This window comes from Bacillus sp. JJ1609 (assembly GCF_036967045.1).
GTDB lineage: Bacteria > Bacillota > Bacilli > Bacillales > Cytobacillaceae > Mesobacillus.
Genome location: NZ_JBALSS010000024.1, coordinates 125,538 through 146,296, shown reverse-complemented (window position 1 = coordinate 146,296; position 20,759 = coordinate 125,538). Strand labels below are relative to the sequence as shown.

Genomic DNA, 20,759 nt, shown 5'->3' with positions numbered 1-20,759 from the left:
TATAAACAGGGAATTAACCATGATAAAAAATAGGCATCGGATTATCCGATGCCACAAAATGATTCTTTTGATCTTTTAAACTGCGATTTTAGCTTCTTGTAATTGAATTATCTCATCGGCTTAAGAAGCCTTCTGTTCCGCAAAAGTAGCCTGCTGAACTACTTTTTTTCCTTTAAAAACGTTGAATACTAGATTCAATGCAATAGCAGTTAAGCTGCCCGCCACGATCCCATTATCGGTAAGTATACGGATGCTGGAAGGCATTTGGTCAAATAATTCCGGAACGGCTGTCACGCCCAATCCCATCCCAACAGAGCAGGCAATAATCAATAAATTCTCCTGTGATGCGAACTCTACTTTGCTAAGCATTTTAATTCCATAGGCGACTACCATACCAAACATCGCAACCATTGCCCCTCCAAGAACAGGTGTAGGGATAATGGTAGTTAATGCGCCAATTTTCGGTACCAGCCCGAGCAGAACAAGAAATACTCCAGCTGTGTAGATGACATTCTTTGTCTTTACCCCTGACAGCTGAAGAAGGCCTACATTTTGAGAATACGTGGTATAAGGAAATGCGTTGAAGACTGCCCCAAGGATAATCGCAAGCCCTTCGGCACGATAACCATTTGACAGATCTTTTTCTTCAAGCTTTTCTTCACAAATATCTCCCAGTGCAAAATACACTCCTGTTGATTCTACTAAACTAACCATTGCTACCAGAATCATCGTCAGAATGGCTGTTACCTCAAAAGTCGGCATCCCAAAGTAGAATGGAGACGGCATATGGAACCAGGAAGCCTCTGCTACAGCTGCAAAATTCACCTTTCCCATAAAATAAGCAACGATCGTTCCCGCAACCAATCCAAGCAGAATGGCAATTGCACGAATAAATCCTTTAAAGAAGCGGAATAGCAAAATAATGAATAGCAATGTCCCAAATGCAAGACCTATGTTTGAAAGAGAACCAAAGTCCGGACTTCCTTGTCCTCCAGCCATATTATTCATCGCAACTGGGATTAAAGTAATCCCGATAATAGTTACTACAGAGCCAGTAACAACAGGAGGGAAAAATTTAACCAGCTTTCCAAAGAACTTTGAAATTGCTACTACAAATATACCTGATACAAGGATGGAGCCATAGATTGCAGAAATGCCGTATTGCCCACCAATGGCGATCATCGGCCCAACTGCAGTGAAGGTACAGCCTAATACAACAGGGAGGCCTATACCAAAGAACTTGTTGCGCCAAACCTGCAATAGGGTAGCAATACCGCACATGAAAATATCAATCGAAACTAAATAGGTTAACTGTTCCCCTGTTAATCCAAGGGCTCCTCCAACAATTAGAGGAACAATAACCGCTCCTGCGTACATTGCCAATACATGCTGGATTCCTAATGAAGCAATTTTGAATGGGTTCTGTTTCTTCACGCCAATTCCGCCTTTCTCTCAGTTGAATTCTCAAAGCTGACTATGCCGTGTTCAAGAGAGTTTACTATCGCTAATGATTCAACCTGGAAGCCCTTATTTCGAAGAATGCGTCCGCCATCTTGAAACCCTTTTTCTATAACAATTCCGATTCCTTCTACAGATGCCCTAGCCTTAATCGCTATTTCTACAAGGCCTAATGCCGCTTGTCCGTTTGCGAGGAAATCGTCTATGATCAGCACCTTATCGTTTTCTGATAGATATTTATTTGAAATAGAAATTTCACTGGTTTCTTCCTTGGTAAAAGAGTAAACAGATGATGTGATCAAATCATTTACGAGAGTCAAAGATTTTCTTTTTCTGGCAAAAACAACTGGCACTTGTAATTGAAGACCGGCCATAACAGCAGGAGCAATTCCAGATGATTCAATAGTTAGTATTTTTGTAATCCCGAAATCGGCAAATCGTCCGGCAAATTCCTTTCCAATCTCAAGCATGAGCTGCGGATCGATCTGGTGGTTTAAGAAGGAGTCTACCTTTAGAATTGATGAAGACAAGACGCTCCCTTCGTTTTTTATCTTTTCAATTAGCAGTTCCATGTTATTCCTCCTCTTTAGGTGAGAGCCATTAAAATACAAAAAGCCCAAAAACCATGCCTTCACATCATAAAATGAGTGAAGCAATGGCCTTTGGACTGTTAAGCATACAGGCGAATAGAGGGTAGTGTTACCACCCTGACATTGCTCACTCATAGTCGGATCATTTACGGTAATCCGGTAGAAACTTGCAGGCCTTATCCCCGCGATTATATGAGTGAATCTTATTAATTTATTGTTATTATAACACCATTAAAAATTAGTTCAACAAAAAATGATGAAAAAGCCGAACTAAATTTTAAAAAACACCTTAAACATTCGTGGTTTTTACAGTATCTTGCCAGAAATAATCATTTTTACAATTCAAACCAAAACCCGTATCCAAAAGGATACGGGTTTTGGTCTTACGAATAAATGTTAATTCCCATTTCCTCCGCCGTTGCCATCACCGCCACCTGGTGGTGGGGGTGTAGGAGGATCCTTCGGTTTTGGATCAGTAGGAGGAGGGTCCTTTGGTTTAGGATCCGTTGGAGGATCCGCTGGCTTTGGATCTTTAGGTACTCCAATCTCAACGATATTGGAGGGTGCAGATTCTTTTCCGGCAATATCGACGGCGGTCACATAGAAGGCACCGCTGCCTGCCTTGAATACTAAGTCTGCTCCTGCTTTAATGCTGCCGACCTTCTGTTTTCCATTGTAAATTCGATAGCCGACGATATCATTTTCAGGGTGTTTTCCCCATGTAATTGTATTGCCAGAAAGCTTGATTCCTGGTGATGCAGGTGTTTTTCCATTCTCACTCAGCTTATCATCCGCCACAAGAATTTTAGACCAAGCATCCTTATTAGGAATCAGCTGCTGTGGGTTTCTGATTTTATGGCCTATTATGCTTTCCATATACGCTGGATTCAGGATTACGCCTGTTTCAGCAAACTCTGCCGGAGTTGAATCAAGTGCAAGATAGCGCTTATCGCCAACATAAACAAATTTGCTTTCAACGAGACTGTCATCGACTTTAGTTGGCGCGTACTTTGAGATGAAGTAATCGGATTCTACAAGGCCTGCTTTTGAACAAGCGCTTGAAGGCAATAATCCTGATACTGCGCAATATGCTCTTTTGACAATTCCGCCTGGCATTTTAAAGTGTTCGGCCGGGTCGACCAGCTGAGGAGCTACATCATAAGCATCGTTCACTAAATCTGCCCATATGTACTGAGTCCTGACACCATATGAAAGGCCCCTATAGCTTTTTTCAAGTGGCTTATTATGGTCATAGCCAAGCCAAACACCCATGGACACATTCGGATTTGTAGCGACGAACCATGAATCATAATATTCGTGCCCGGTTCCTGTCTTGCCGGCCCAGTCTGAATCGAACTTAAGACGGCCATTTACAGCGGTTGCTGTTCCCCTTCTGATAACGTCCCGCATCATATCGATCGTTAAGTATGCTGTTTGCGGACTGAACACATCAACGGGTTCTGCTTTATGTTGAAAAATAATGTTTCCTTGCTTATCAACGATCTTTTCAATCAGATAGGCATCAATAAATTTCCCACCATTTGCGAATGTACCAAATGCATTCGTATTTTCTTCTACCGTGACTCCACCTTGCAATGAACCGATTGCAGTTGAAAGATTGGAATAATCATCTTTTGTTAAATTAGAAAAGCCCATTTTATCCAGAAAATTGGCAGGCTTTTTGCCTAGGATGTTCTTATAGGCAAGGACTGCAGGAACGTTATAAGATTTTGTCAATGCATATCTTGCCGAAGTTAATCCACTGTATTTCATGTCATAGTTGTGCGGCCAGGCTTTTCCTGGACCGATCAAAAATACTTCAACGTCTGGAAGGACGCTGCCAGGACTCAGTGATCCTAATTCTATCGCTGGAGCATAGACAAGCAGCGGCTTCATGGTTGAACCGTTTTGCCTTGTGGTATAGGTCGCGTGATTGGATTGCTGTCTGTCAAAATCACGTCCGCCAACGAAGCTGATTATTTTACCTGATTTGTTTTCAATCATTACAGCGCCAACATCAACCTGTTCTTGAATAGTAATCGTTTTATTTGGGTCGTCAGGATCCGGAACTTCCTGAGGCTTATCACTGCCGTAATAAGCATAGTTTTTGGCAGTTTTCTGCATTTTGTTATAGATATCCTTGTTGATGGTCGAATAAATTTTATAGCCATTCTGGCGAAGGTCGCGGTCTGCCAGCGCATGATATTCTGCTCTTAAATTTTCATCTTGCTTTAAATCATCTGCTTCATAGCCATCACGTTCAGCAAGGATTTTGGCTAAAATTTCTACAGACCGGGCCTCGATTTCAAAAGTGAGGTACGGGTATTCTTCAACAGTATTATCACTCGGTACTTCTTTTACAAAGTCTTTAGTAATGTCATAGTTGATTGCTTCATTGAACTCTTTGTCTGTGATGAAGCCAGCACCATGCATTCTGGTAAGTACTGTTTTTAATCTTGTAAGTCCTGGTTCAAGGCCGGCTTCATCCTTGAGAATTCCATGATTGCTGCTGAACGGCGTATACCCGAACGGGCTCTGAGGAAGTCCAGCGATAAAAGCTGCCTGCGGCAAAGTCAGATCTTTGGCATCTTTGCCGAAGATTCCTTTAGCCGCTGCCTGTACACCCGCAATATTACTGCCGTTCGCATTCCTTCCGAAGGTTGCGACATTCAAATATGCTTCCAAAATCTCTTTTTTATCGAAGAATTTTTCGAGGCGAAGCGCGAGAAGGATTTCTTTTGCTTTACGTTCGAAAGAAATTTCATTCGTAAGGATTTGGTTTTTGATGAGCTGTTGGGTCAGTGTACTTCCTCCGGAGGATGTCGACGAGTTTGTGACTTCCTGGAAGAGTGCACGCATGATTGCTTTTGGAACAACACCTTCATGCTCATAAAAATACTCATCCTCGGTTGCCACTATTGCATTTACCAAATGCTCCGAGACGTCATCCAGTTTAACTTCCTCACGGTATAGATCAGTACGGAGCTTTCCAAGATAAACTTCGTTATCAAAATATAAATCAGATGTTTCTTCGTAGTTGTATATGTCTTTTTTCATATTCTCATAAGGCCTGATTTGTTCATCTTTAACAAGGGATGCAAAGTAGCCTGCACCGACACCACCCGCAAATCCAGCACCGAGCACCATGACAATGATCAATAACAGCACCATGTTCCAGATAACCGAATAGGTAATCCTAGCTCCTTTTACGGTTTTTTTATTCGTAAAAAAAGCACCCAAGGATTTTAATTTCTCTTTCCAAGGCTGTTTTTCTTCTTGCATTCGTATCATTCCCCCTAAAATCACATACATTATAGCATAAACATGTAGTCGAAAAGACTCGAATCTGAATTTTTCTGAAAATTTATGTCGGATTTGACAACGGATATGTTATTATGGTAAAAATGCTTTATTAACTTTATAGCAAAAGCTTTGAAGGGAATTAGTAGTGCTTCTGTCAATGTTCCAGAAAGCCGGCGGGTGCTGTGAGCCGGTACAAACAGAAGGATGAATTACCTCCCCGAGCGCCGCCAGCGAACTGAAGACATAGTAGCTGCGGCCGGTTTAACCGTTACATTACTGAGTGGAAGACAAATTTGTTTTCAAGCCGGGTGGTACCGCGCATTTATAGCGCCCCTGCAATTTATTGCAGGGGCGTTTTTTATTTGGCTAAAAAAGATTTTGCCGGATACCCAGGATTTATTTTTGAATGGAGGAAGAATATATGGATTTATTAAAAGATCTAGAGTGGCGCGGGATCATCTACCAGCAGACAGATGAAGAGGGAATCAAGGATACACTTTCTAAAGAGAAGATTTCTTTATACTGTGGTATTGATCCAACTGCAGACAGCATGCACATTGGGCATTTATTGCCATTTCTGACACTTCGCCGTTTCCAAAATGCAGGCCACCGTCCGATTGTACTTGTTGGCGGAGCAACTGGCTTGATTGGAGACCCAAGCGGCAAAAGTGAAGAACGTAAATTACAGACGCTTGAACAAGTTCAAGTGAATGTTGAGGGTATCAGGAAGCAGCTTGAGCAAATCTTTAATGTTGAAGGTGAAAATGGCGCGCTGATGGTCAATAACTATGACTGGGCAGGCTCAATGGATATCGTTACTTTCCTTCGTGACTTCGGGAAGCATGTGGGCGTGAACTACATGCTGGCAAAGGATACGATTGCCTCGAGGCTCGAAACAGGAATTTCTTTTACTGAATTCACATACACCATCCTGCAGGCAATGGATTTCTTTCACTTATACGAAAAACATAGCTGCAAATTACAGATTGGCGGAAGCGATCAGTGGGGCAATATCACAACTGGCCTTGAACTGATCCGTAAGATGTCTTCTGAAGGATCGAAGGCGTTCGGGTTGACGATTCCGCTTGTTACGAAGGCAGACGGAACGAAGTTTGGTAAATCTGAAAGCGGAACAGTATGGCTCGATTCCGAAAAAACCTCTCCATACGAGTTCTACCAGTTCTGGATCAACACAGCTGATGCTGATGTAATCAAATACCTGAAATACTTCACTTTCCTTGGGAAGGAAGAAATCGAGCAATTGGAAAAATCCGTCCAAGAAGAACCGCATCTTCGACAGGCACAGAAAACTCTTGCCGAGGAAATGACTCGCTTCATACATGGAGATGAATCACTTCAGCAGGCTATCAAGATTTCGGCAGCATTATTCAGTGGCGATGTAAAGAATCTAACTGCAGATGAAATCAAACAAGGTTTCAAAGACGTTCCTTCTTTTACAGTAGAAGGGGTAGAGGAATTAGGGCTAGTTGACTTGCTGGTTGCAGCCAAAATTTCTCCTTCTAAACGGCAGGCTCGTGAAGATGTCAGTAACGGCGCTGTCTCACTGAATGGAGATCGTGTCACAGACACAGCGTATGTCCTTGGTGAAGCAGACAAGATCGAGGGTCAATTCACTATCGTCCGCCGCGGCAAAAAGAAATACTTCATGATTAAATACTAAGGCAGCTGCGTTGATAGCAAGTGCTTAATGAAAAAACAGTCTTCCTCGGTTGCAGGGAGACTGTTTTTTGGTTGTGAAATTATGCTTAATACAGTATTTAAAGCAGATATAAGGTTGTTTTTGGAAATTGGAGACAAAGTTGAAGCTGTAATTGTTTTAAAACTTCTTGAATTCCGCAACTTTTTGTCGAAATCCCGCAAGATTCCAATGTCATTCCGCAAGTACATCCTGAAATCCCGCAACTTTCATCCATTATTCCGCAACTTGTGTAGAATTACTCGGAAAATGTAACCGAACCTTTGTCATAACAAAAACAAAAGCAAAAACAAAACCCCCGACCAGAATGGTCAGGGGTTTTAAGAACAAACTATTAACGAGAGTAGAATTCAACGATAAGAGCTTCGTTGATTTCAGCTGGAAGTTCAGAACGCTCAGGCATACGAGTGAAAGTTCCTTCTAGCTTGTCTGCATCGAAAGTCAAGAAGTCAGGTACGAAGTTGTTAACTTCGATTGCTTCTTTAACAGCATCTAGGTTACGTGACTTTTCACGAAGTGTGATTGTTTGTCCTGGAGCTACGCGGTAAGATGGGATATCTACGCGTGCGCCATCAACCATGATGTGACCGTGGTTTACAAGCTGACGAGCTGCACGACGAGTGCGAGCAAGACCAAGACGGTAAACAACGTTGTCTAAACGAGCTTCAAGAAGAATCATGAAGTTTTCACCGTGCTTACCAGGCATTTTGCTTGCTTTGTCAAACAAATTGCGGAACTGGCGCTCAGTTACTCCATACATGTGACGAAGCTTTTGCTTCTCTTGTAATTGTAATCCGTATTCGGATAATTTTTTACGCTGGTTAGGACCATGAGGACCTGGTGCGTAAGGGCGTTTTTCTAATTCTTTACCTGTACCGCTTAGTGAAATTCCAAGACGGCGGGATAGTTTCCAGCTTGGGCCGGTATAACGAGCCATGAATGACTCCTCCTTAGTTTTTATTTTGTAAAATAAAAACAGATTGTGATTGTCAGTTATGGGTATTTTGTTTTCATGTACCTTCGCCCTAGCAGCAGCGGGTTACGAGATACACCATCAAAAGAGTTTGAGGAACAAAATACATACATAATGTTGATCACACAGGCTGCGATATTTTACACAAGGAGTATTATATAATTTTTACATGAATAAAGTCAAGATAATATTTTTGCGAAGCTGTTTTCTCATAATAAGTATAAACACCTTTAACGCATTTAAATAGTTATTCCTCCTATTTCCGAAGACTTTTTTTAAGCAGAGTCCATATTAATGCAAAAGTAGCAAAGTATACGAAAACAACCTATTAAAAAATCCTTTTAAATCATACTATTTTACTATGCATATGATATAATTAAAAGTAATTGTTTTATATTTCAAAAAATTAGATATTCACCTAAACTAATACAATTTGCCATGACATGATATTTAATTAACGATGGGTCTTTAATGGACTTGATCCGAGGATTTCAATCTATTATTTAACAAATTAAGAGTCACATCCAAATCGCTGGCTGATGCGATTGAAAAACAGGTGATACATATGGAAGAAACATTAGAACGTGAATTATTATTGGAGTTAAAAATCCATTTTTTTGAATTGATCTGCGGCAGCAGAGACTCATTTTCCTTTACTGAACTTCTTTCACAAATGCTTGCGATCCTGAAACCTTTTATGAATGCAGATGAAGTTGATTTTTATCGTTATGAAGAATGGAAGCAGGATTTGATTTTAGAAGCGACGACAAGAGAAGGTGGAAAAGAGGCAATTATCAGTCCTGATATTGTAACGGTTCAGTATGAGGCTGGCCAGCGATCCTTCATTAAGAATCCATCAATTCCTGGCTTTGAAAAATATGACTTGCTGATGCTTCTGTATAAAGCAGGAGAATTAGAAGGTATGATTGCTTTGCAAATGTATGGCAGTTCGCAAATCAGTGCATCGGACAATTTTTTAGAGAAGGCAACGAGCGAATGTGGCTCCTTTGTTGATAAAATCAGCAGCCTTGCCGATACGATGGCAGAGGAAAAACGCTATAAGCAATTGTTCCGTGTCACAGAAAAATTCCATTCAACGATGGATATGGACGCCGTTTTAGGAGAAATCATTTCTACTTTGAAGGAAGTGTACCCTACCTTCATCTATTATTTACTGCTATCACATGACCATAAAGGATATGAAGGCTTGCCAGTAAAGGATTTAGAATATGATAGCGAGAACCTGACTGCAATGCAATCCTATGTAAGCGGACAAATCCAGTTTGAAGATTCTCTCGTTGATCGAAATTCAATTATGTATGCCCCTTTAAAAGGAAAGCAGGGCGTGTACGGGGTACTGCAGATAATTGCCCCTGACTCACTGGTTTTTCCTCAAAATGAGGTTGAGTTCATTAAATTATTGGCCAACACTGCGGGAAGCGCCTTAGAGAATGCCAAACTTTATGAACAATCAAGAAAGTTGATAGCGGATTTGCAATTGATTAATGAAACTTCCCATCAGCTTAATACAAGCTTGCGCCTGACTGATACGATGAAGTTTATTTGTGGGCAAATAGTGAAATCCTTTAAAGCACAAGAAGTTGGTTTCATCATGATCGATTCAGAAAGTGATGATTACTCTGTGCTTCAGGGAAGCACCAGTTTTTTCTTTTCAAAACATGCCTCAAAATATATCTCTGATGTCGGCAGGCGGATTCAAAGGGAAATGGAGCCGTTATTTATTGGGGATTTTGATTCGGAGAATGAATTTTCATCCATACATTTTAGATCAATAATGGGCGTTCCAATGATTCAAAGCGGTGATTTGAAAGGATTTGCAATTGTTCTGCATGAAGAGCCTTATCACTTTGCCTTTGAAACTTTTAAATTGCTGCAATCACTGATCCATCATTCAACACTTGCATTTACCAATTCCATTCTACGTGAAGAACTGGAAAAAATGGTCGTTACTGACCATTTGACCAGGCTTTACTCAAGAAAATATTTGGATGAGAAAATGAAATTGTCGATGCTTGAGGATTCCCAGGGCACTTTTATATTAATTGATATTGATAACTTTAAAGGGGTTAATGATAAATATGGGCATCAGGTCGGGGACGATGTACTCATTCAGCTTGCTCGGCAGATTGCTAAAAATATACGCGGAACTGATATTGGGGCAAGATGGGGCGGAGAAGAGCTCGCGATTTATTTACCGGGAGCGCCGCTTGAAATTGGAGTCATGATTGCAAACAGGCTTGTCGATAAGGTTGAGAAACATACACAGCCAAACGTTACGATTTCATGTGGAGTTTCTGCATGGATCAAGGGCCAGGCAGACACGACTAAAACTCTATTTAAAAGAGCTGATCAGGCACTCTATCTTGCAAAAGACTCCGGGAAAAACAAAGTGGTTGTCCAAAAAGAAAATCAGTTTGATTTCATAAGCACTCAGGAGTGAGTGCTTTTTCTTTTATAATCGAAGATAAATTACTTTCATAATCTGGATAAATATCATATTCTGTTAATGGGGTTTGTAAGCGGTTACAAAGAATACAGGAGGATTAGTATGGGAGAGAAACGATTCGAAACAGAAGTAATCCATTCAGGTTATAAATCCGATGAATTCAGGGGGAGCCTTGCTCCGCCTCTATTTCAGACCAGTACATTTACCTTTGACACTGCTGAACAGGGAGAAAGGCGATTTGCGGGAGAAGAGGATGGTTTTATTTATTCTCGGCTTGGCAATCCAACCGTCGCTATGCTTGAAGAAAGAATGGCCGCGATTGAAAAAGGAGAGAAAGCCCTTGCTTTTGCATCGGGCATGGCAGCCGTTTCGGCAATATTAATTTCGTTAACAAGGACTGGCGACCATATTCTTTGTTCGCAGGGCGTCTACGGATGTACCTTTGGGCTCCTGCAGCTCATGAAAGAAAAATATGATATCAATCATGATTTCTCGATGATGTCGACAAGAGAAGAAGTTTTGTCTGCCATTACTCCTGAGACAGCATGCATCTATATTGAAACGCCAATCAACCCGACAATGAGGCTGGTTGACTTGGAAATGGTTGCGGAGGTGGCGAAAGAAAAAGGAATACCGGTTGTGGTTGATAATACTTTTAGTTCACCTTATCTGCAAAATCCACTTGAGCTTGGGTGCGATTTTGTCATTCACAGTGCGACTAAATATATTTGCGGCCACGGAGACGTAATAGCAGGAATAGCGGTTGGACCTAAAGAAATCATGTCCAAGATTGCTATGACAACACAAAAGGATATTGGCGGAGTTATGTCCCCCTTTGACGCATGGCTGCTTCTTAGGGGATTGAAAACACTTCCTGTAAGGATGGACCGCCATTGTGATAACGCAGAGAAACTTGCTGCCTATCTGTCCGATCATCCAGCTGTAGAGGAAATCATCTTCCCGGGTGATCCGAATCACCCTGATTACATGATTGCAAAAAAACAAATGCGTAAGTCAGGGGGGCTGATCTCTTTTAACATTAAAGGAGACCAAAAAGCTGCCCAGTTATTTATGAACAAACTTAAGCTTATTAAAATCGCCGTCAGTCTCGGTGATGCAGAGACTCTAATCCAGCATCCAGCAACAATGACACATGCTGTTGTACCAAAGGAAGCGAGAGAAAAAATGGGCATTAAGGATAATATGCTGAGGCTCTCTGTCGGATTGGAAGCCTGGGAAGATCTAAGAGATGATCTTGAAGCTGCTTTTGAGGCAGTAAGAAAAGAAAGCAAGCAGGAAAGCGGGTCGTTCTAAAAGAGCTGTTTTCGAAAAGATTATGTTTTACCGTAGTACGAAAACTAAAAAAAGCAGTTATCATTCATTCGATAACTGCTTTTTTATGTGTTCTGCTGTAAAAAACAATGAAGATTAAATATACTGCACCAATACTTCAACAAATTCTTCTAGTTTTTGCTGATCTAATTCATCAAAGCGGTTTTTCTCAGGAGAGTCGATATCCAGGACTCCGAGTAATTTTCCATCCTTAATCATGGGAACGACGATTTCTGACTGAGATGCTGCATCACAAGCAATGTGGCCAGGGAATGAATGGACATCCTCAACGCGTACGGTCTCCCTATTTGAAGCGGCAGTTCCACATACGCCTTTGCCAAGCGGAATCCTGACACATGCAGGCAATCCCTGGAATGGTCCTAAGACAAGCTCACCATCCTCCATGAGATAAAAACCTGTCCAGTTAACACGATCAAGAAATTGGTTCAATAATGCAGAAGCATTGCTCAAATTTGCAATCGCGTTTTTCTCATCTTCGATCAGGGCTTTTAGCTGCTTTATTAATAAATCGTAGTTTTTGTCACGGCTGTCGCTGTAATTTTCGACTTTAAACATCCTTTTTCCCCCTTATTCATGAAGTTTTACTATACATTGTATCAAATATAGCCGAAACAATGGAGACTTTGTCGAGCTTTTTTTAAAGGGAATTTCGTATATTTCCAGAAAGGTAAACAGTAAGAGATTGCTTTGAAAGGGAGGGGTGGAGATTGAGGAAAAATTCTAAAGCTGCAATCATGGATGCGGCCATCTTCTTGTTTAACACAAAGGGGTTTAATGGTACATCAGTCAGGGATATTGCAGCAAAGGCGGAAGTGAATGCAGCGAATATCTCTTACTATTTCCAAAATAAGAATGGACTCCTCGAAAACTGTTTTACTGCCTTTTTTGAAAGCTATCTTGAAGAATTGGAAAAGGGGTTTTCATTGCTGGATTGCGGAGCGGAAATTTGCCTGAAAGCGATGGTTGATAATGTGTTAAGGTTTCAATGTGAAAATATCCAGTTAACAAGGTTTATATTAAGAGAGATGACGATCGATTCACAGGTTGTTCGCGAAATCATGTCTACCTACCATGTGAAAGAGCGTTATTTTTTCAAAAAGGTGCTTGAAAGGGGCATGGAAACCGGTGAATTCAGGAACCTGTCCGTCCAGTACATTATTTTACAGCTAAAGTCCCTCCTTTCTATGCCGTTTTTAAATACTCATTATGTTACCGAGGTTCTCCATGTACTGCCACATGAACAATATTTTGCCGCTAAGTACAGTAAGGAAATGTCCCAATGGATAAGAGGGACAATTTGTATGGATCTGCAGGAGCAGCAAAAAATGTTAATCAATATATAAACTCTTTTCGTAATCTTATCATTTATAAAAGGGATAACTAAATCCGTATTACAAGAATCCTATATTATTAAGAGGAAACCGGCATATACGCCGGTTTTCCTTTTTATAGCAGCATACTCCCCAGCCCTTGCCCAAGCTCCTTTGCCTGGTGTGCATCAGATCCATAAATTAATGGTATCCCAAGAGTGATTGCCTGTTTGATTACCCAGTCGGGTGGATATGGCTCACGGCACAGAGGTTTTGCCGTACCGGCACCGTTATAATCAAGCTCATATCCATGATCTGAAACTTTTTCCAATATTTGAGTAATCTCCTCCCTGAAGGTGTTCTCAGTAGTGAAACGCAGCCTGAATTTATTCGCTAGAGTAATATGCCCGATTCTCTTAGGTTTGTACAAACCTAAATCAGTTTGAATCGAATTCAGCACCGTTCGGTAATAATTGCGGTGAACATTTTCCACCGAGCCATAATGCTCAACCATGGCGCTGAAGGTTTCAGGACTGTAATCGAGGCAATCATACGCACCATCCATATCTTTTAAAAAATGTACTGATAGAATTGCATCATTTAAATGTCGTCCATATTCATTTAAGAAAGCTGCAATCTGTTCTTCATACCCCTCAATGAAATCAACCTCCAACCCAGTATTGATCTTGATTCTGCCATAGTACTGTTGTTTGGCTTTTTCAATTATTTTAAAATAATCTTCAAGATCATCGAGTTTCATCGCGCTGTCCTTTAATGGCGTCGGGTCGATGAATCCTTCTGGAAGCGGAGCATGCTCTGCAAAGGTAATTTCCGTATAGCCAAGCTGTAAAGCTTTTTCAATATACTCTTCGATTTTATCCTTTGTTCCATGCGGGCAAAAAGAAGTGTGTACATGGCCGTCTCTCATAAAAACACCACCAAAAGTAATATTTTTCGTTTGCTGTAGAGCCAAATCGGCTTAATTCGGATAATTTCAACAAAAAATCTCAAATTAATAGTCAAAAAATGTCGTTTACATGGTAATATAAATACATTATACACGCATTTATAAATTCAATTTAAATATATGGATATAGAACTTGGAATTTGTGAGGCCAGGGGGATAACAATGAAGTACATAATTGGTGGAATTGCTATATTAATAATTCTTTATTTAATAGGGTATTTTAGGAAACGGAAATTTTACAGTGAAGTGGACAGATACGAGTCCTGGAAGATCGAGATTATGAACCGGCCTGTACTCGATGAAATGTCAAAAGTAAAACAGTTGAACATGACAGGACAAACAGAGGAGCTTTTCGAGCGCTGGCGCCAGGAATGGGATGAACTTGTTACTTCGAAGCTTCCGGGAATAGAAGATTACTTGTTTGATGCTGAAGAATATATTGATAAGTATCGTTTTAAAAAAGCGAAAGACTCACTTTCCATCATCGACCAGAAACTGACTGAAACTGAGGACAAAATCAAAAAAATCCTCCACGAATTGAATGAACTGGTCGGCAGTGAAGAAAAGAATCGTGAAGAAATTGATGGACTCAAGGAAGAATACAGGGAAAGCAAGAAAAGCCTCCTGACTCACCGCCACAGCTTTGGCAAAGCCGAAGCAAGCCTTGAAGCTACCCTTGAAGAGATCCAGGGGAAATTCGTGGAATTTGATGAGAAAACCGAGAACGGAAATTATTTAGAAGCAAGGGAAACGGTCCTGACCATCAAAGCAATGCTTGACGAGGTTGCCGTGAAAATGGATTCGATCCCTGCGCTTCTGCATGATTGCCAATCAACACTCCCCGGTCAAGTCAGCGATATAAAAGAAGGGGTCAAGGAAATGTCTGCCCAAGGGTATATTCTCGACCACCTGAACGCAGAAGCAGAATTAGAGAATATTGGCAAAGAACTTTCAGAATACATTGTTTCGCTTGAAAGCGGGGATGTCGAAATAGCTGGGCAGGGCATTCATGGCTTAAAGGAAAAAGTCGATAATCTTTTCGATCTTCTCGAACATGAAGTTATGGCTAAACAATACATCAGCAAGACTGAACATGAAGCCAAGGAAATACTCGTAAAAGCTATAACGGAAAGCAAGACACTTAAGGAAGAAACAAAGCACATCCAGGAAAGCTATCATCTTTCGGAAAAAGAGCTAGCCGCCCAAACAAATGTAGAACAGCAAATAAAGGGGCTGCTCAAACGTTTTGAATTGATTGACCACAGAATTACTGAAAATGATACACCTCAGAGCTTGATAAAGGTTGAACTTGAAGAAGCTAAACAGCAGCTAGATGCTCTTGTTGAAGAACAAAAAGCACTGATGGAAAAGCTTAGCGCTTTGAGAAAGGATGAATTGGCTGCAAGGGAGAAAGTAAAGGGACTTTCCAAAAAGATTACGGAAATGGTCCGGACGATCTCCAAAAGCAATATGCCAGGATTATCGCAGGATTATAAGTATCTTCTTGACGATGCGAATGAAAGCATCAATCAAGTAAATGAAAAACTTGATCAGAAGCCGCTTGATATCCCTTCCATTCATCAATATTTGGAAATAGCTGTCTTAACCGTGAACAAGCTGGAAGCTTCAACAGAAGAAATCGTCGAGACGGTCATGCTTGCCGAAAAGGTTATTCAATACGGTAACAGATACCGGAGCAGATACCCATCGGTTGACCGTGGCCTGCGTGAGGCAGAAGAGTTTTTCAGAAACTATGATTACCGCCAGGCGCTAGAACAGGCTGCAACTTCAATTGAAGAAATAGAACCAGGAGCACTAAAGAAAATTGAAGTCATGCTTGCTGAAAAATAATTATAACCAGTCAGGTCTCCAAAAAAGGAGACCTGTTTTTTTGGAGGCAGTTTGATTGTCTTTTTCGCAAGATCTGCCCCATAAGAAAGTTTTGGGAAATAATAAACGTGTCGCAGGTGAAGAGGGTTCTGTTTGATTTTCAATGGACTGCTAATATGATAAGATTTTTAGTTAGCATAAAGGTTTTGAACAAGGGGGGAAGACGATGATTTATTTTGACAACAGTGCAACGACAAAACCCTATAAAGAAGTATTAAATTCATTTTTGAAGGTATCTGAGGATTTTTTCGGCAATCCATCATCTCTTCATAGAATTGGCGGGCAGGCAGAGAAACTGCTCCAGCAGGCACGCAGCCAGGTTGCTAAATTGCTTAACGTCAAGGAAACGGAGGTTTTATTCACCTCTGGTGGTACTGAGAGCAATAATCTTGCTGTTAAAGGCGTGGCAATGGCGCATAGAGAAAGAGGGAGACATATAATTACCACCGGGATGGAGCATGCCTCCATCCATAATGCAATGATGCAGCTAGAGACGCTTGGATTTGAAATTACGTATATTAATCCAGATTCCCATGGTTTCATCAGCACAGAAGCAGTCGAAAAGGAAATGCGTGATGACACTATCCTAGTATCCATTATTCACGTAAATAATGAAGTCGGTACGATCCAGCCCATTGAGGAAATTGGCTCAATGCTGAAAAAGTACCCTAAGGCAATTTTTCATGTGGATCACGTCCAGGGAGTTGGAAAGGTTCCAGTGGATTTTTCCAATGCTGGGATTCATTTATGTACGATCTCTGGGCATAAATTTCACGGACTGAAAGGAACAGGCGTCTTATTTGTAAAAGAAGGAATACGTTTGTCGCCATTATTTTCAGGTGGGAATCAGGAATGGAAGCAGCGGAGCGGAACGGAAAATGTTGCAGGCATGGTTGCGATGTCAAAAGCATTGCGGATGACGCTTGAACAGAGAAAAGAAAAGCTGAATCAAATGACTGCGGCATTGGATAGATTAAGGGATGGGATATGCCAGATAAAGGAAATTACCATCCATACACCTGAGAAAAACAGTGCGCCACATATTTTAAATTTCTCTGTAAAAGGACTTAAGGCAGAAACATTTGTCCATGCGCTTGAGGAAAAGGATATATATGTATCGACTACAAGCGCATGTTCTTCAAAGAAAAAGGCTCCCAGCAAGACTTTATTGGCGATGGGAGTTCCAACTGATGAGGCAGAAAGTGCAATCCGGATCAGTCTTAGTTACAGCAATACAGTAGAAGAAGCAGAACAAACAGTGAAAGCAATAGCAGAGGCTGTAAAACAACTAAGTGAGGTAGTAAATAAATGATGTATGACCGTATATTGGTTCGATATGGAGAAATATCGACAAAAGGAAGAAACAGAAACAAATTTATCGACCGGTTAAGAAAAAATATTAAAAGAACTTTAAGCGATTTACCGAATGTTGAGATCAAGGCAGATCGTGACCGCATGTTTATCCTGCTGAATGGCGAAGACAGCGCAGAGGTAGGGAAACGAATAAAAAGGATATTTGGAATTCAATCTTACAGTCCGGCAATTAAAGTCGAAAAAGATATTGAGAAAATGAAGGATGCTGCGCTTGACCTTTTTAGGAGCATTCACAAACAAGGACAAACCTTTAAGATTAGTGCAAAAAGGTCTGATAAAACATTTGAACTTGATACGAATGAAATTAACGCTACTTTTGGCGGCCATATTTTAAGGAATGTAGATGGGCTGACTGTTGATGTACGCAGGCCAGATATTAACCTTCAGATAGAAATTCGAAAAGAGGCTGCCTACATCTCTGCTGAGAATATCAGGGGAGCAGGGGGGCTGCCTGCTGCATCAGGAGGTAAAGGGATGCTAATGCTTTCAGGCGGCATCGACAGTCCAGTTGCAGGTTATTTAACCATGAAAAGAGGCCTTGAAGTAGAAGGTGTTCATTTCTTCAGTCCTCCATTCACAAGTGAACGCGCTAAGCAAAAAGTTATCGATCTTTCCGAAAAACTTGCAGAGGTAAGTGGACATTTCGCGCTGCATATAGTTCCATTTACAGAAATTCAACAAGCCATACACAAACAAGTTCCTGAGAACTATACGATGACTACAACAAGAAGGCTGATGCTTCGAATTACGGACGCTATCAGAGAGAAACAAGGCGGTTTAGCTATCATCACTGGCGAAAGCCTTGGTCAGGTAGCCAGCCAGACTCTCGAAAGTATGTATGCGATCAATGAAGTAACTAGTACGCCGATCATCAGGCCATTAATCACAATGGACAAACTTGAGATCATGGATATTGCCCATGAAATCGAAACGCATGACATATCCATCCGGCCTTATGAAGATTGCTGCACAGTCTTCGTCCCAGCATCTCCTAAAACAAAGCCAAAGCTTGAAAAGGTCCAGAACTTTGAGAGCTACTTTGATTTTGAGGAATTGATCCAGAAAGCGGTAGAAGGAACAGAGCGAATCATTGTTAAACCAGCTTCCGTACGAAAAGATGACACTATAGATGATTTATTCTAGGGTGGTTATGAGCGTAAGTTTTCGAAGACATAACAGCAATAAATCTTGAACATAAATATCAATTTCACATATGTTAAAAATTTGTGAACAATTACCAGTTAATCTTCAGTATTAAGCCATGTGTTTCTACACACTCTATACTCACAAGGAGGTGAAAACACATGGCAAACAACAACAGCTCAAATCAACTTCTAGTTCCTGGAGTTCAACAAGCTCTTGATTCAATGAAGTATGAAATCGCTACAGAATTTGGTGTACAACTTGGTGGAGAAACTACTTCTCGCGCTAACGGTTCTGTAGGAGGGGAAATCACTAAGCGTTTAGTGCAAATGGCTGAACAACAACTTGGTGGCGGATTCTCTCGCTAATTAAAAAATAAATAATATGGCTACAAGGAGCAGGGCAAAAGTCCTGCTCCTTTTTCTGATTGCAGAAAACGTTATCTTATAATTTATAATTTTATAATAATTTTGTATAATGAACTAGTGGGGATTTATCTAAAAAATTAAGGGGGAAGATTATGAACAGGGAAGAATTGATTGCACCTCAAAAGTATAATCTTGTATCGGAAATGGAGCACTTTGCCCAGGATTCCAGCAGAAAGGCAATCCTATGGGAGAATGAAGAAGGCGATACAAAGGAAATTACATACAGTGAACTTCTAAAAAATGCAAACAGAATTGGAAACGTTTTCTCGAAATTCGGATTGAAGCAGGGAGATGTTGTACTTGTTGTGGTCCCAAGACTGATTGAAGCTTATCAAACATATATTGCTGCGTTAAAAATGGGACTGGTTGTCATTCCAAGCTCTGAAATGTTAAGGACGAAGGATTACCAATATCGGATTACACATGGGGATGTAAAAGCGGTGGTAAGCTTCGCTCCATATACAAAAGAATTTTCCGGAATCGAGGAAGTTGTGAATCTGCATAAGTTTGTAATCGGAGAGAACATAGAGGGCTGGATTCATCTTGACGAAGAAATGAAATCGGCTTCTGGAGAACTTGAACTGGCGGACACTGAGCGCGACGATATGGCGTTTTTAAGCTATACATCTGGTACGACAGGCAATCCGAAGGGAGTTGTCCATACACATGGGTGGGCATTTGCCCATTTGCGCACTGCAGCAAGTAAATGGCTTGGCATCGAAGACGGGGATACTGTATGGGCAACTGCAGGACCAGGCTGGCAGAAATGGATCTGGAGCCCGTTTTTATCAGTAATGGGAACAGGAGCTACAGGTCTCGTATATCATGGGAAATTCGAGCCTCAGAAGTATCTGTCACTTTTACAAAAATACAATGTGAATGTTCTTTGCTGCACACCGACCGAATATCGTTTAATGTCGAAAGTAGAGAACATTGGCGATTACAGCCTTCCTGGGCTGCACAGTGCTGTGTCAGCAGGCGAGCCACTTAACAGAGAAGTCATCGAGACCTTTAAAAAGCACTTCTATGTCGATGTCCGCGACGGATATGGCCAAACAGAGAACACTCTTCTTGTTGGAGTCGCAAAGGGAATGGAATTGAGGCCAGGTTCCATGGGTAAGCCTACACCAGGAAACACTGTCGATATTATAAATGAAAACGGTGAACCTTGTCCTCCAGGAGAAGTTGGAGATATTGCAGTCCATATTGAAACACCAGCTTTGTTCAAAAACTATTACAAGGATCCTGAACGCACGGCGATGCAGTTCAGAGGAGATTATTATGTAACAGGCGACAAAGCTAGCAAGGACGAAGAGGGTTATTTCTGGTTTGAGGGCCGCGGTGATGACATCATCATCAGTTCAGGCTATACAATCGGACCATTCGAGGTTGAGGATGCTCTCGTTAAGCACCCATATGTTAAAGAATGTGCTGTCGTAGCATCACCAGACGAAATTCGCGGCCATATTGTAAAGGCATTTGTCGTCTTGAGGGAAGGCATCAGCGCTGAGCAGGAAAACCTGGTAGCAGAGCTGCAGCAGCATGTAAAGGATTTAACAGCACCATACAAATATCCGCGTAAAATTGAATTCCTTGAAGAACTGCCAAAAACCACCTCCGGAAAAATCCGACGCATTGAGCTAAGGAAAAAGGAATTGGAAGTTGCAAGTAAATAAGGAAATAGAAAAGCAGGCTGTTTAGGAATGCTTCAGCTAGTCGACAAAGATACAGTTCACAAATAAGTTATGGAATCCCTGTTGATTGGAGAGGAAGGCGCGTAGACTCC

15 protein-coding genes, 1 riboswitch and 1 other annotated feature are annotated in these 20,759 nt (G+C 41.1%); of the genes, 9 read left to right on the top strand and 6 right to left on the bottom strand.

The genetic code is table 11. The features are described from left to right. Nucleotides 1–120: 120 nt before the first annotated feature. The 3 genes from V7654_RS17070 to V7654_RS17060 form a co-directional block, all read right to left on the bottom strand. Nucleotides 121–1,434, bottom strand: a complete 1,314-nt coding sequence (locus V7654_RS17070) for a nucleobase:cation symporter-2 family protein (protein WP_335431885.1) — start codon at nt 1,432–1,434, stop codon at nt 121–123. Further along, nucleotides 1,431–2,030 carry a xanthine phosphoribosyltransferase gene (locus tag V7654_RS17065; protein WP_335431883.1) on the bottom strand — a complete coding sequence of 200 codons (600 nt, stop codon included), beginning with the start codon at nt 2,028–2,030 and terminating at the stop codon, nt 1,431–1,433. The genes V7654_RS17070 and V7654_RS17065 overlap by 4 nt, the downstream gene beginning before the upstream one ends. Nucleotides 2,031–2,162: 132 nt before the next feature. Continuing rightward, nucleotides 2,163–2,264: riboswitch (purine riboswitch) on the bottom strand. A gap of 180 nt (nt 2,265–2,444) precedes the next feature. Continuing rightward, nucleotides 2,445–5,330 (bottom strand): transglycosylase domain-containing protein, encoded by a 2,886-nt coding sequence (locus V7654_RS17060; protein ID WP_335431881.1) that lies wholly within the window; start codon nt 5,328–5,330, stop codon nt 2,445–2,447. A gap of 141 nt (nt 5,331–5,471) precedes the next feature. Then, nucleotides 5,472–5,689 (top strand) — a binding site (T-box leader). Between the two features lie 83 nt (nt 5,690–5,772). Between V7654_RS17060 and tyrS the strand changes: the two genes are divergently transcribed. Further along, nucleotides 5,773–7,032 (top strand): tyrosine--tRNA ligase, encoded by a 1,260-nt coding sequence (gene tyrS / locus V7654_RS17055; protein WP_335431879.1) that lies wholly within the window; start codon nt 5,773–5,775, stop codon nt 7,030–7,032. Between the two features lie 370 nt (nt 7,033–7,402). On the opposite strand, the gene rpsD is transcribed toward tyrS, so the two are convergent. Beyond that, entirely contained in the window at nt 7,403–8,005 is a 603-nt protein-coding gene (gene rpsD / locus V7654_RS17050) for a 30S ribosomal protein S4 (protein WP_335431878.1), read from the bottom strand. Between the two features lie 601 nt (nt 8,006–8,606). Between rpsD and V7654_RS17045 the strand changes: the two genes are divergently transcribed. Continuing rightward, a complete protein-coding gene (locus tag V7654_RS17045) occupies nt 8,607–10,502 on the top strand; it encodes a sensor domain-containing diguanylate cyclase (RefSeq protein ID WP_335431877.1) in 1,896 nt (631 codons plus the stop codon). Between the two features lie 108 nt (nt 10,503–10,610). Continuing rightward, the gene (gene megL / locus V7654_RS17040) at nt 10,611–11,822 is read left to right on the top strand and encodes a methionine gamma-lyase (protein WP_335431876.1); all 1,212 of its coding nucleotides are present in this window, start codon (nt 10,611–10,613) and stop codon (nt 11,820–11,822) included. 114 nt (nt 11,823–11,936) lie between these two features. Here the strand turns inward: megL and V7654_RS17035 are convergent, their stop codons facing one another. Then, complete coding sequence (locus V7654_RS17035) at nt 11,937–12,416, bottom strand: GAF domain-containing protein (protein ID WP_335431875.1); 480 nt, start codon at nt 12,414–12,416, stop codon at nt 11,937–11,939. 152 nt (nt 12,417–12,568) lie between these two features. On the opposite strand from V7654_RS17035, the gene refZ reads away from it, so the two are divergent. Beyond that, the gene (refZ, locus tag V7654_RS17030) at nt 12,569–13,204 is read left to right on the top strand and encodes a forespore capture DNA-binding protein RefZ (protein ID WP_335431873.1); all 636 of its coding nucleotides are present in this window, start codon (nt 12,569–12,571) and stop codon (nt 13,202–13,204) included. A 103-nt stretch (nt 13,205–13,307) separates the two neighbouring features. On the opposite strand, the gene hisJ is transcribed toward refZ, so the two are convergent. Beyond that, on the bottom strand, nt 13,308–14,099 hold the full coding sequence (gene hisJ, locus V7654_RS17025; protein ID WP_335431871.1) for a histidinol-phosphatase HisJ: 792 nt from the start codon (nt 14,097–14,099) through the stop codon (nt 13,308–13,310). Between the two features lie 201 nt (nt 14,100–14,300). Here hisJ and ezrA point away from each other — a divergent pair, with 201 nt between their 5' ends. From ezrA to mbcS, 5 genes are all read left to right on the top strand, one after another. Beyond that, nucleotides 14,301–15,989, top strand: coding sequence for a septation ring formation regulator EzrA (gene ezrA, locus V7654_RS17020; protein WP_335431870.1), 1,689 nt, complete (start codon nt 14,301–14,303; stop codon nt 15,987–15,989). A gap of 205 nt (nt 15,990–16,194) precedes the next feature. Then, nucleotides 16,195–17,340 (top strand): cysteine desulfurase family protein, encoded by a 1,146-nt coding sequence (locus V7654_RS17015; protein WP_335431869.1) that lies wholly within the window; start codon nt 16,195–16,197, stop codon nt 17,338–17,340. Beyond that, the gene (gene thiI, locus V7654_RS17010) at nt 17,337–18,545 is read left to right on the top strand and encodes a tRNA uracil 4-sulfurtransferase ThiI (protein WP_335431868.1); all 1,209 of its coding nucleotides are present in this window, start codon (nt 17,337–17,339) and stop codon (nt 18,543–18,545) included. The genes V7654_RS17015 and thiI overlap by 4 nt, the downstream gene beginning before the upstream one ends. A gap of 161 nt (nt 18,546–18,706) precedes the next feature. Beyond that, nucleotides 18,707–18,913 carry a small, acid-soluble spore protein, alpha/beta type gene (locus tag V7654_RS17005; RefSeq protein ID WP_207500692.1) on the top strand — a complete coding sequence of 69 codons (207 nt, stop codon included), beginning with the start codon at nt 18,707–18,709 and terminating at the stop codon, nt 18,911–18,913. Between the two features lie 152 nt (nt 18,914–19,065). Then, on the top strand, nt 19,066–20,649 hold the full coding sequence (gene mbcS / locus V7654_RS17000; protein ID WP_335431867.1) for an acyl-CoA synthetase MbcS: 1,584 nt from the start codon (nt 19,066–19,068) through the stop codon (nt 20,647–20,649). Nucleotides 20,650–20,759 lie beyond the last annotated feature (110 nt).

Excerpts from the sequence above, each read along its gene's own strand:
- rpsD (WP_335431878.1), bottom strand. The coding sequence starts at position 8,005 with ATGGCTCGTTATACCGGCCCAAGCTGGAAACTATCCCGCCGTCTTGGA.
- hisJ (WP_335431871.1), bottom strand. The coding sequence starts at position 14,099 with ATGAGAGACGGCCATGTACACACTTCTTTTTGCCCGCATGGAACAAAG.
- V7654_RS17015 (WP_335431869.1), top strand. The coding sequence starts at position 16,195 with ATGATTTATTTTGACAACAGTGCAACGACAAAACCCTATAAAGAAGTA.
- V7654_RS17005 (WP_207500692.1), top strand. The coding sequence starts at position 18,707 with ATGGCAAACAACAACAGCTCAAATCAACTTCTAGTTCCTGGAGTTCAA.
- V7654_RS17060 (WP_335431881.1), bottom strand. The coding sequence starts at position 5,330 with ATGCAAGAAGAAAAACAGCCTTGGAAAGAGAAATTAAAATCCTTGGGT.
- ezrA (WP_335431870.1), top strand. The coding sequence starts at position 14,301 with ATGAAGTACATAATTGGTGGAATTGCTATATTAATAATTCTTTATTTA.
- megL (WP_335431876.1), top strand. The coding sequence starts at position 10,611 with ATGGGAGAGAAACGATTCGAAACAGAAGTAATCCATTCAGGTTATAAA.
- thiI (WP_335431868.1), top strand. The coding sequence starts at position 17,337 with ATGATGTATGACCGTATATTGGTTCGATATGGAGAAATATCGACAAAA.
- tyrS (WP_335431879.1), top strand. The coding sequence starts at position 5,773 with ATGGATTTATTAAAAGATCTAGAGTGGCGCGGGATCATCTACCAGCAG.
- V7654_RS17065 (WP_335431883.1), bottom strand. The coding sequence starts at position 2,030 with ATGGAACTGCTAATTGAAAAGATAAAAAACGAAGGGAGCGTCTTGTCT.
- V7654_RS17035 (WP_335431875.1), bottom strand. The coding sequence starts at position 12,416 with ATGTTTAAAGTCGAAAATTACAGCGACAGCCGTGACAAAAACTACGAT.
- V7654_RS17045 (WP_335431877.1), top strand. The coding sequence starts at position 8,607 with ATGGAAGAAACATTAGAACGTGAATTATTATTGGAGTTAAAAATCCAT.
- mbcS (WP_335431867.1), top strand. The coding sequence starts at position 19,066 with ATGAACAGGGAAGAATTGATTGCACCTCAAAAGTATAATCTTGTATCG.